Origin of the sequence: Nisaea acidiphila (assembly GCF_024662015.1) — a bacterium.
GTDB lineage: Bacteria > Pseudomonadota > Alphaproteobacteria > Thalassobaculales > Thalassobaculaceae > Nisaea > Nisaea acidiphila.
Map to the genome: position 1 here is coordinate 1,078,513 of NZ_CP102480.1, position 11,668 is coordinate 1,090,180.

The 11,668-nt window shown below is 59.2% G+C and carries 12 protein-coding genes; 9 read left to right on the top strand and 3 right to left on the bottom strand.

The features are described 5' to 3' along the window. Positions 1 to 109: 109 nt before the first annotated feature. Positions 110 to 1,042: a FecR family protein gene (locus NUH88_RS05020; protein ID WP_257770329.1), complete on the bottom strand. Its 933-nt coding sequence runs from the start codon at positions 1,040 to 1,042 to the stop codon at positions 110 to 112. Between the two features lie 89 nt (positions 1,043 to 1,131). Beyond that, complete coding sequence (locus NUH88_RS05025; protein WP_257770331.1) at positions 1,132 to 1,650, bottom strand: sigma-70 family RNA polymerase sigma factor; 519 nt, start codon at positions 1,648 to 1,650, stop codon at positions 1,132 to 1,134. Between the two features lie 277 nt (positions 1,651 to 1,927). On the opposite strand from NUH88_RS05025, the gene NUH88_RS05030 reads away from it, so the two are divergent. From NUH88_RS05030 to NUH88_RS05055, 6 genes are all read left to right on the top strand, one after another. Then, positions 1,928 to 2,653 (top strand): AzlC family ABC transporter permease, encoded by a 726-nt coding sequence (locus tag NUH88_RS05030; RefSeq protein WP_257770332.1) that lies wholly within the window; start codon positions 1,928 to 1,930, stop codon positions 2,651 to 2,653. Continuing rightward, positions 2,650 to 2,988, top strand: a complete 339-nt coding sequence (locus NUH88_RS05035) for an AzlD domain-containing protein (protein WP_257770333.1) — start codon at positions 2,650 to 2,652, stop codon at positions 2,986 to 2,988. Before NUH88_RS05030 ends, NUH88_RS05035 begins: the two co-directional genes overlap by 4 nt. A 123-nt stretch (positions 2,989 to 3,111) precedes the next feature. Further along, positions 3,112 to 3,621, top strand: coding sequence for a hypothetical protein (locus NUH88_RS05040; RefSeq protein ID WP_257770334.1), 510 nt, complete (start codon positions 3,112 to 3,114; stop codon positions 3,619 to 3,621). A 270-nt stretch (positions 3,622 to 3,891) separates the two neighbouring features. Then, complete coding sequence (locus tag NUH88_RS05045) at positions 3,892 to 4,941, top strand: hypothetical protein (protein WP_257770336.1); 1,050 nt, start codon at positions 3,892 to 3,894, stop codon at positions 4,939 to 4,941. A gap of 9 nt (positions 4,942 to 4,950) precedes the next feature. After that, entirely contained in the window at positions 4,951 to 6,384 is a 1,434-nt protein-coding gene (locus NUH88_RS05050; RefSeq protein ID WP_257770338.1) for a PI-PLC domain-containing protein, read from the top strand. Between the two features lie 214 nt (positions 6,385 to 6,598). Beyond that, entirely contained in the window at positions 6,599 to 6,913 is a 315-nt protein-coding gene (locus tag NUH88_RS05055) for a cupin domain-containing protein (protein ID WP_257770340.1), read from the top strand. A gap of 157 nt (positions 6,914 to 7,070) precedes the next feature. Here NUH88_RS05055 and NUH88_RS05060 read toward each other — a convergent pair whose 3' ends face one another. Next, positions 7,071 to 7,241, bottom strand: a complete 171-nt coding sequence (locus tag NUH88_RS05060; RefSeq protein WP_257772319.1) for a hypothetical protein — start codon at positions 7,239 to 7,241, stop codon at positions 7,071 to 7,073. Between NUH88_RS05060 and NUH88_RS05065 the strand changes: the two genes are divergently transcribed. From NUH88_RS05065 to NUH88_RS05075, 3 genes are all read left to right on the top strand, one after another. After that, complete coding sequence (locus NUH88_RS05065) at positions 7,197 to 9,551, top strand: response regulator (RefSeq protein WP_257772145.1); 2,355 nt, start codon at positions 7,197 to 7,199, stop codon at positions 9,549 to 9,551. The two genes, NUH88_RS05060 and NUH88_RS05065, sit on opposite strands and share 45 nt — an antisense overlap. A gap of 502 nt (positions 9,552 to 10,053) precedes the next feature. After that, positions 10,054 to 10,611 carry a hypothetical protein gene (locus NUH88_RS05070; RefSeq protein ID WP_257770342.1) on the top strand — a complete coding sequence of 186 codons (558 nt, stop codon included), beginning with the start codon at positions 10,054 to 10,056 and terminating at the stop codon, positions 10,609 to 10,611. Continuing rightward, positions 10,611 to 11,567, top strand: coding sequence for a putative sugar O-methyltransferase (locus tag NUH88_RS05075; protein ID WP_257772147.1), 957 nt, complete (start codon positions 10,611 to 10,613; stop codon positions 11,565 to 11,567). Before NUH88_RS05070 ends, NUH88_RS05075 begins: the two co-directional genes overlap by 1 nt. Positions 11,568 to 11,668 lie beyond the last annotated feature (101 nt).

An 11,668-nucleotide genomic window follows, 5' to 3' on the forward strand; every position in this document is an offset into this window, starting at 1 on the left:
ATGAAATCAAAATGCAAACCAGTCTGATTTGCATTTTCATATTTTCACTGACGACCGTCGGTGCGGAATGTTCAGAAAAAACTTTCACCGTCCCGGATGGAGCGGCGCGTCACTCTCCGGAGATGAGGGTGATCCAGGGAGAAAACCGGCGGATCCGCGCACCGTGCGAGAGGGAGAGGGCATCGAGAGCCGCCTCGGGGTCGTCGAGACGGAAGGCTCCGGTCACGGTCTGCCGACCGAGCCTCTCGTCGGTCACGATGACAAGGCCAGGCAGGAAGGCATCGATCTCCTCGACGACATCGGAGAACCGGTCCTGCGCGGCGAGGAGCCGGTGGTTCCGCCAGAGCGCGATCCGCTCCGGCATGCGTTTGCTGCGGAGCGCCTTTCCATCGGCGGAGAAGGCCAGCATGTCCCCGGCACGCAGCGTTTCCGAGACGGCGTCCCGCCCGGCACGCACCACGCCGTGCTGCACGGCGACCGAATTCCGGCCTCCATCGCCGCGTATTTCGAACGCGGTGCCGACGACCACGGCTTCCATTCCCTCGGACCGAACGGTGAAGGGCCGCTGTTTGTCGGGCGCGACCTCGAAGAAAGCACGGCCCGCCAACAGAGTGACCTCGCGGCGCGCGCCGGAGAAGGCGACATCGATTGCCGCGCCGGGCGCGAGCACAATCTCGCTGCCGTCCTCCAGACCTATGCGCCGGAGCTCCGAGCCCGGCGCCGCGTAGTCCGCCGTCAATCCGGGGAAGAGGCCCTGGCCGACAAAGACGAGCAGGCAGAGCGCGGCGGCTGCCGCTCCCCAGACCAAACCTTTGCGCCCCCGGAGCACCGGCTGCGGCATCGGGCTCTCCAGCTCCGCGCGCGCCGCCCCCCTGGCGTCGAGCAGGTCGCGCAGATGCAGGAGCTCGTCCCACTCCCGCACGTTCTCGTCCGAAGCAGCGAGCCAGACATTGAACCTTTCGATAAGAACGTCGTCATCCGGGCATTCGCGCAAGGCGATCAACCATTCGGAGGCCGTCCGCGGATTTGAAATCTCTTGCAACGCATCTCTCACTTGTCGTCTCGGCGGTTCAGTAACCGCCGCCTTGCCTTATCGACGTTCCGGACCGGGAAATGTTCAAAATGCACGGCCTAGACCTTGCCGCCGCGCAGCTTCAGCCGGCAATGATCGAGCCCGTCCGCGACGAGCGAATGGGTTAGCCCGAGCGAGATGCCGAGGGTTCCGGCGATGTCCCGCAGGGTGAAGCCTTCGTACCAGTACATCTCCAGCACGCGCCGGGTGCGGTCGGGGAGTTCCTCCAGCGCCAGTTCGAGACGGGCCATTTCCTCGCGCGAGCTGGCTTGGCGCTCCGGGCTCGGGCTACTGTCGGCGACATGCGCAAACGCGATGTCGCCGGCAGTGGATATCTGGCTCGCCTCCCGGACGTGCTTGCGTTTCGCGTCGAGCGAGAGATTGCGGACGATCCTGTGCAGATACGCAATCGGCTCGTCCAGGTCCTGCACCGCCGCCGCGCTGGAGAATTTCAGGTAGGCCTCCTGCAAAATATCTTCCGCGCTCGCCCGGTCGCCGACGATCCCGCTGGCATAGGAGACAAGGAAGTCCTTGTGCAGCCAGTAAACTTTCAGGATTTGGCTCTTCGAGATCGTCACGTCGGGAAAATCCGGTCGGCCTGTGCCACGTGATGCGCCCGCAGGTCCGCCGGAAAGGCCGGCCCTGCAACGTCGCAAGGAATGTCGGGCAGCCGGACGTAACCGGTATCGTTGGCGAAGGGCGCCGGTTCGTCTCCCGCAGCGGAGGGATTAACCTACGAATAGCCGCGCGGCCAAGACAAGAATTTCCGGAGGCTTACCCGCCCGCTCTGGCCAAGACGAGATCCGATCTGTCAGATTGCGGCATCGGAAACGACCGCGATGAATTGGGACAGGTGTGAGGGAACGGGGGACGATAGAGGCGCAGGGACCGGTCAGGCGCGTCGCATTTTTCGAAGGTGTCCGGCATGGCCTCGCGGTCCCCTCCATCGTCGTCTTCGCGACCATGCTCGGCTTCGGGTCCCTCGCCCACGCCAACGGTTTCTCAGCCCTTGAGGCCCTGCTTGCGACGGCGCTGATCTGGGCCATGCCCGGCCAGGTGGCGATGGCGGACCTGAAAGCCTCCGGCGCCGATCTCTTCGTCATTCTGCTCGCCGTCTCAATGGCCAGTGTGCGCTTCTTCCCGATGGCAACCATCCTGGTCGGAACCTTCCGGACCGAGGCGCGCCACCCGGCGGCACGCTTGCTGCTCGCGCATTTGATGTCCGCCTCGACCTGGCCGATGGGCATGGCGGCGGCGCAGCGCATGCCGGCCGCCTCGGCGCTGGTCTATTACTGGCCGGTCGGCACGCTCTGCATTACGGCAGGCTGTATCGGGACCGTCGCCGGCTACTGGCTTTCCGCCGACATGCCGGAGATCGTCCGCCTTACCCTGGTCTTCCTGAATGTCGTCTTTCTTGCCCTGCTCTTCGCCCTCAACCGCGATCGTCTGGTGATTCTCGCTGTGGCGGCGGGCGCAGTGCTCGGCCCGCCCCTGCACGCACTGGAGCCAAATTACGGCGTTGTTCTGACCGGGCTCATCGGCGGCACCTTCGCCTACGCGATCCTCGGGAGGCGGAGATGAGCAGCTTGGCGGTCACCCCCCTCGTCCTGGTCCTGCTCTCCGCGGCGGTGACATTTCTCTGGCGCGGGCTGGGCGCGGCACTCGCCTCGCGGATCGATACCGAGGGTACGCTTTTCCGCTGGATCGCTTGCGTCTCCTACGCCACCGTGGCGGGACTCATCTCCCGCATGACCGTCCTGCCGACGGGCGAGATCGCGGAAACTCCGCTGGCGCTCCGCCTCGGCGCCGTCGCGATCGGCTTCGCGGTGTTCTTCCTTGCCAAACGGAACCTGTTGCTGGGCGCAGCCGCCGGCGCCGCGAGTTTCGCAAGCGGGTTAATCCTACTTGGAAGTTGACGAGAGAGTCAGTCAAACCTCCGAATTCATTAGATATTTCCAATTTCTTCGGAAATCGGGCAAACTGACCGCGGATGGGAGAGCCCGGCGGCCGGCAAAGACCGCGCGAGGAGGACTCGCCCTATGGCAAAAGAGCTGAACCCGATCGACACCGAGGAAGAAGACCGCGCCGATCCGCTCAATCCGGCGGAGGACACGCCAAGCGAACTTGCCGAGACCACCCACGCCGAATTTCTCGCGATCTACACCGACGCCTCGGCCAACCTGCGCTATGCCAAGACGCAGCAATGGCGGTCTGTCCTCTATTTCTCGGTCGGTGCGGCCCTGGTCACCGGGTATGGGGAATGGACCCACTGGCAGGACAAGGAACTTTCCCGCCTTCTGCTTTTCATGGTCTGGGTGTTCAGCGTCGCCAGCGCCGCGCTCATCGTCAGCCTGCAATGGTGGCAGGCCGCCGAAAACGCCAAGATCACCTACGTGACCTCGAAATGGAGCAGCTTCAGCACTGCCGCGCGTAAAAGAAAATCCAAGCTGATGAGCGATATCCAGCGCTACGGAATCCTGATCGCGATGATCCTCTATCTCGAGTTCGCCACGATCGCCGTGACACGGATCTTCCTGCTGAAATTATAAGCTCGCGTCTCGGTCCCGGAAGCGGGATCAGGACCCAGATTCTTAGATCCACCTGGCACCGCGCGAACGGACTCTCGGAAAGCGGTTGCGTCCAATTGTTGCACCTGACGCGGGCAACCAAGCACGACTAACCCTACCTGCGACCACAGCATCAATATCGATTTTTATTGATTTTTCTTAGAAAATTTTCCGTTACTTTCAATGCATTTATACACGCTATGGTCGATTCGCATTCGCTCAGAATGAGTTTAGCAATCAAAGGAATTAACCATGTCGAACCCGACTTTTCCCTACCAAGGCGTACTCGTCCGGGACTCGTTCGCCGATAACGGCACTGAAGCCTCCATGGATTGCGTGTATCGCTCTCCCGACATCATACCATATGGAGACGATTTGCTTTCGCTGCAAGATGCCATTTCCAGCTACGGCAGCGACATCGGGAAGGGCCTGTCCACCGGCGCACACTCGGTAAACAACATCTACGTGCGGTCGAAGAACCTCAATTCCGCAAACCAGTCCGCCACGGTGGAACTCTACTATGCCCGCGCCTCACTGCTGAACGCGCCGACGATCGGCGGAACCTGGCAAAGCATTCTGAGCGGCACCGGCAACCAGAAGATCAATTTTGCGGTTCCCGCCACGCCCACGCCGTCCACCACCATTCCGCCGCAGGGAATCGCCGCCACCGAGCAGGCTTTCGCCCTCAACGATCTCGCCGCACCTCCCACCGGCGATCATTTCTGCCTTATGGCGATCGTCTACGATCCGGGTTTCGAGATCACCATCCCCTCGTCCTGGGCTTCAAACTCGGCCTTCGCCAACTGGGTCGCGCAGAACCCCGCAGTCGGCTGGCGCAACATCAGCTACTACACGAACACGACCAACGCTTTTTCGGGTACCTACCAGTTCGGCAACTTGAACGCCTCGAAGGAGACTTTCGAGTTCATCTTGAGCTGCGACGGCCCTTACCTTCCGATCGGAACGACGGTCAATATCTCCTGCACGGACGCGAAGTTCCCGATCTCTATGTCGCAGACCGTGGCCAGCGTCCCGACTTCCGGCACGCAATATATGACCTTCATCCCGGAACAGGACATGCCGGCGAACTTCACCGGGGCGCTGACGGTCGAAATCGTCCCCGGCACGGAGACCCCGATCCCATCCGGCCTGAGCGTCCACTTCAATTACTACCAGGTCCCCGACGCCAGCATCGAGCTGGACGTGCAAATGACCAAGACCGTGTCCTTTGCCGACCATACCGGCGCGGAACATTCCCAATCCCTCGTCGCGCTCGGCGCGATCACCATCGTGACCGAATAGGAGCCGACCATGACCAGCAAAGGCGTCGACTATTACTTCGTAAACACGTCGTCCTACGCGTTGAACGCGGAAGCGAAGAACACCGACGGCAGCTACGCGCTGTCTCCGATATCGGTCACCTCCAGCCCCCTGATAACCACGGGGAACTGTCAGGTCTCGCTGGAATTCCCGTATCTGGACCCGTATGGAAGCTTCCAGTTCAGCACCACGACCACCCCATCAAAGGCGGTCAACGAGAGCATCAACACCGTCACCGGGAATACCAGCGGACCGCTCGCGGACATGATGGACACCCCGTCCCTGATCGGCAGCGACTTCGCGCTTTCCTACGGCATGTTCGATGCGGGAACCGGCTCCGGGACGGGACTGACCAACCAGGATCAGATCTATGCCTACCTGACTCCGTCGCAGAAGAACTGGATGGGCAACCTGGCGGCGTCCAATGCTTCGGTGAATGCGGCCCCGCTCGCCAGCTTCGTGCTTCCCGGTGCGCATGATGCCGGCACCTTCGACCTGACCCAGGTCAACAAACTGTGCGGCTCGGCAGCGGGCGTCGCGGCACTGGCAGCGGCGATCCTGAGCTGGATTCCCGGTGCCACCATCATTCTGGGGCTTGCCGCGGCACAGCTCAAAGGGGTGGTTGTCGGCGAGGCGGTCACCCAGAAAGACAACACCACCACAATGCTGGACCTCGGTTGCCGCTATTTCGACTTCCGTCCCGGATACGCCCCGAGCGCGGTCAGGTCTATCTCTCCGGGCGTCTACCACATCCACAATGTCGTGCCCGGCGCGACCTATCAGGGCTTCATGCAGGACGTACTGACCTGGCTCGTCGCCAACCCGACGGAAATCGTCGCCGTCAGCCTGGGGACCGCCGGATTCAACGATCACAGCACGATGGATCCCTCGACCGAGACCCTGCAAAGCCAGTTCATCGCTGCCCAGCAGGCGGCGGGCGCGACCTCGATCCAGATCGGCGCCGCCTCGGATCTGCAGACTGCCTACAAGGATCTGATCGCAGCCAACAAACGGCTGTTCTTCCTGAACCAGCCGAGCCTGAACTGGTATCCGGCCGAAAAGTACGACTCCTACAATGACGATGATTACGCCACCACCGATCCCGCCACGATCATCAGGGCTCTGAACGGCATGACAAAGAGCGGCCAGGCGGGTCACGATTACACGGTGCTGCAGTTCCAGGCGACGGCAACCAACCAGAATGTCGTCAACAACGTCCTCGCGCTGGCGGACTCGCTGAGCAACGCTTACGAACCGCTGATGTCCACGAAGGCCGACATGGACTCCAATACCTACCCCTGGGCACTCACGAACGTTCCGAATCTGGGCGACGATCAGTTGGTCGTGCTGCTGAACGATTTCGTGGACAACGCCCTCGCCGGCTCCGTCGCGAGCGCCCTCACACTGGAACGATGCACATCCTGATACTTTCGGCCGACGGTCTGGCGGGGTCCCTTCGAGGTTCCCGCCAGCACCGGACCCGCGCCAGGTGTGCCAAGCGGCGGTATCCAGCCAAGCGCCACGTCCTATTCGAAAATTTTCCGAAAATTCACACCAGAAAATTGTTGAGAATTGATTGACGCAATATGATTGTCGGCATTACGAATTCCCCATTCACATGATTGGGGTGGGGACCGCAATGACTGTCTTCAATTACGATTCCGAGCAAGGCCACGGCGTGGCGATCAGCTCTCCGAACATCAAAGGCCATATCGTCGTCCTTCCGGAAAAAGGCGATGCGACCGACTGGCACAAATACGGTGCGGGCGAGACCTATGTCGTTACGGCAATGACCCGATTCCCGTTCCGCCGCGAGGTACGCCGGGAAGACGGAACGGTCGAGGTGGAAGAATACGATCTCGCGGCCGGGTCGACGATCAAACGCTCGGGGCCGTTCGAGCATCGCGTGATCAACCTTTCCGACGAGACCGTCGTCTTCGGCAAGCGCAGCTGACCGGGCGCGCTTTTCCGTCTGCGGCAAAGGCGGGCCCGTCGGGGCCCGCCGACAGCCGGATGTTCCGCTGCGTGTCCCCGGCAAGACGTATGCATTCCGGCCCGAAGGGCCCAGTTCCGTCTATGCGCGAGAGATGCAGCATATGAGCGATTTCCCGTTACGCCGCGGCCCGGACGGATCCGAGCCGCGTTTCCGGAGCCTGGCCGGCCTCCTGAGCGGGATTGCGGCCGCCGCGGACATAAACGCTCTCCGCCGGATCCTGCACGACGGCCTTCCGGAAATCCTGCCGTGCGATCGCGCGCAGCTTCTTCTCGTAGATAACGAACATCAGACCCTGGTCTCGGAACCGGGACAGACCGTCGGGGCCATTCCGCTCACGGATCCCGACTCGCTGTTCGCACGCTGCATTCGCAGCCGCGCGCCGATCTCCGCAATGGACCTTTCACCGAGCACGCCCGCGGCTCAGGGCTCGCACCTCGCGGCACCGCTCGTCACCGCCTCCGGAACGATCGGCGCGATCGCCGCCAGCTCCACTCAGGCGGATGCCTTTTCCGACACCGACCGTGAGATCCTCAGCGCCGTCTCGGCGACCGCCGCCCTCGTGCTGCTCGCTTTCCTCGACAACGGGCGCGTTCTCGCCGCCGCCCGGGACCAGTCCCGCCAGCTGCATGCCGAGCTGGACGCGGCGCTCCACGCCATCCCCCATCCGGTGATCATCTACGACAAGGAGTTCAACTTCCGCGCCTGGAACGACGCCTTCGTCGAAATCCAGGGCTACAGCCATGAACTGATGCGCGAGATGGGCGGCATGGCCGGCCTCATCCGATACGAGGTCGAGGAACTGAATTCCTTCCCCGGCCAGACCTACGAGGAGGTCTGGCAGCAATATCGCGACTATTACAAGTTCGAGGACTTCAACCACTCCTATCAGTACTGGCCGATGCGGCAGAAACATATCGACCGGCGGACCAGCCGCACGGCGTCCGGCGGGTGGGTATCGGTGCTGGTCGACATCACCGAATGGATCGACGATCAGGAAAAGATCCGCCAGGCGAAAGAAGAGGCGGAAGCGGCCGCCCGCGCCAAGGCCGCGTTCCTGGCGAATATGAGCCACGAGATCCGGACTCCGCTGAACGCCATCATCGGCTTCACCCAGCTGGTCCTGCGCGGCGACCTGACCGCCAAGCAGCGTGACCAGCTCACCCAGGTGGAGGGCTCGGGTCAGCTCCTGCTCCGCATTCTGGACGACATTCTGGACTTCTCCCGGATCGATGCCGGCATGCTGCAGCTCGAGGACGTGCTGTTCAAACGCGACGACGTGCTGGCCAATGTGATCACGCTGACCGCGAACAACCTCAATGCGCCGGATGTCGATCTGCTGCTGTCTGTCGGCGAAGGCGTTCCGGAAGTGCTGGTCGGCGACCCGCTCCGCCTGGCGCAGATCCTCCTCAATCTGACCAACAACGCGGCGAAATTCACCAGCAGCGGCACCATCGTTCTCGGCGTCGGTCTCGAGGCGCGGGACGAGACGAGCGCCACCCTCCGGTTCGAAGTGACGGATACCGGGATCGGGATGGAAACGGAACAGTTCGAGCGGCTGTTCCAGGCGTTCAGTCAGGGCGACAGCACGACGACCCGGCGTTATGGCGGCAGCGGCCTCGGGCTGGCGATCGCCAAGGCCCTGACCGAACTGATGGGCGGGACGATCGGGGTCACCAGCGAGATCGGCACCGGCAGCCGCTTCCATATTTCGGTCCGTTTCAATCTTCCCGGCGAAGCGATCGGCGCGGAGGTTCCGGCCGGCGAGGCGCGCGGCGGGATTGGCGTGCTCGTCATCGACGATTGCGCGGAGGCGCGGGAGCATATCGGACGCGCTTGGAAAGCCGCCGGCGTGACCGTCTCGACCGCTGCGGACCGCGCAACAGCCGAGGCGCAGCTTCGCACCCGGGAGGATCCGGTCGACCTTGTCCTGCTCGACCAGGGCCTCGCAAGCCCGGATGCGGTAGGCAGTCTTTCCGCCGCGCTCAATACCCCGCCATCGGGAAACGCCGGATCTCGAAACCGCTTTCTCCTGATTGCCGTCAGCGGGCATCAGGAGACGGCCGAGACCGCGATTGCCGCGGCGGACGGATCGCTGCCCAAAGCGGCCACACCGGCACAGATCGAAGGCGTGCTATCGACCCTGCGCGGAAAGACGGCCGGAAAAGCCCCCGCGGCCGCTCCGGTCGAACCCACCCTGCTCTCCATTCTCTCGGGGCTGCATGTGCTGCTGGCCGAGGACAATGTCACCAACCAGCGCGTCGCCCGCGAGCAGCTCGAACTCGTCGGGGTCGAGGTGACGATCGCGGAAAACGGCCGACGCGCTGTCGAGGAGGTCCGCCGCGCCGCGCCGGACAAATTCGCCGCCATCCTGATGGATCTTCAGATGCCCGAGCTGGACGGACTCTCCGCCGCCCGGGAGATCCGGGCGGACCCGGCCTTCGCGGATCTTCCGATCATCGCCATGACCGCCAACGCCTTCGACGAGGACCGCGACAACAGTAAGGCCGCCGGCATGGTCGAGCATATCGCGAAGCCTGTTTCGTCCGAAAAGCTCTACGCGGTGCTCGCGAAGCATGTGCGGCGGGGTGAGAAATGAGGTCGGCGGGGAAATCGGCGAACGGGTTTGCGGGACCAGGCCCGGACCGACGTTTGCCTCGCGAATTAAGTCGTGTGTCCCCTTAATCCGTCCCCTTAATCCTGCGTGTGTCCCCTTAATCCTGTCGAATTAAGTCGTGTGCCCCCTTAATCCTGTCCCCTTAATCCCCCCTAATTCCTCTTATTTCCCCTTAATTTTCGCATACTCAAAAAATGGGAAGTGACTCAGCTGTCAGAGCTAGTCATAGAGGTCGGGATAGCGTACCTGATGAATTGATGAACATCGACATGCGCTGCGTTTTTCGTTAAATCCGGAAGAGAGTTGATCTGCCTTGAACCGTAAGCGGTTGACCCGCTCTTTTCGGGATTTTCGGTTGAGTAGAATTTTATGTCTGGTGCGCTAATCGGAAGCCGCGATCACGGTATTTTGCTTGCCAATAGAACCAAGATTAAACTATTGGCTGCAAATTTTGTTTCGATGTCAATTTGGGTTGGATAGATACGTGACAGTAAAGTGGAAGTTTGCGATTGAGAAAGAGTCTGCTCAACAATTGGCTGACTTGGCAAAGATGCCACTCTATTCGCAAGAACGGTACCCTGCAATCCTCGCGCTTGCAGAAAAGGGTGTCACCTCGTATGCGCTGAAGTATGAAGCATTTAGAAATCTTCGTGGCCTTATCGAATTCGCGTTTGACGTAGAAGATGAGAAATTACGGAAGCATTATTTTTCATCAATATTCAAATTGATGCCCGAGTCACCGTCTTTGCCTACTACACTTTCCGACGAAATCAAGAAAGAGATCGTTGCGTTTGCAAAAAACACCATATTTGATCAGGACAAATCCAAAGGCTCAACAGTCCATTGGACGAGAAAGAAGGAAATTTCCGAATATATAATACGACACTTTCAAAACCCTAATCATTTAGTCTACTATGCTCAATCCAATGCGTCTGGATTTGACCACAGATCCATTTCCGATGAGGACGCAAAGAAAAATTCGATTTCAAAGTACGGTTTTTTTCTTCCGATTTTCAAATACAACCAGAACTACATGAAATAATATCTGATACCGAATTCTGTCTTCCTTTCGGTCAAAAATTTTGGAAGGGCCGAAAATACAGCACAACATCGTTTTGGCATGGACATTTTTACTTTAGCATCCTCAAAGGGCTTCAAAAAGCTTCCGAATCTCCAAACAACTTAAGTATTGTTGAATTTGGCGGTGGATACGGCAATCTAGCCCGAATTCTACTTGGGGCTGGAATAGCAAATTCCTATGTAATTGTAGATCTCCCAGAGTCATTGGTTTTTTCCTATACTTTTTTACGTTTGAATTTTCCAGATCTTAAAGTTTCCATGCTTTCTGATGCAAGTAACATTGATAATGAAGAATACGATATCCTGCTAGTACCGTTCGAGTTGCGGAGCGCCATTCTCTCTAGAGGTGTAGATATCGTCATAAATACCGGCAGCCTTCAGGAAATGCCGCGCAGTACAGCTGAAGAAATAATGCGATTCATCGAACAAGATATTTCATGCAGATACTTCTTCAGCGTGAACTACGCGTTCAACGCGGCCGGAAGCCGCAAAGAGCTCATTCAGTATGAGCCGAGAGAATTTAATTTCCTGGCGCCGACTCTTGATACTGGGTGGGATGTTGTGGATTTTCAGATCAATCCTAGAGATATTCTAGTTGATAGCTCAAGAAACTGGCTGAAAATTTTTGTTAAGAGGGACCTTGATGAGACGCGTGCGCTCCCAGAAGTCCCATCTTCGGATTGGACGGAGGAAAAAGAAGCGCAAGAGTGGTTCGCGTCTGTCTGGGGGCGACTTTGGAGGCACCCAGATAGCGAACTGATAGACCAATATTTGGATTGCATTGGGAAATTGATGCAGGGGAATTATCATATTCCGTTCGTAATTCATAATACGAGCGCTCCACCAGAATTAGACGATATTGGCGAAGTGAAATATTGGACGAAAATAAAGAAAGATATGATGACGCGCAGTGATTAGCCTTAGAAAATACATAATTATTCATAACACACCCAATAAAATGCAATACTTTCAGCTACCCTCCCAAAATCAATGTTCGACTGAAGCGATTTGAATGATGA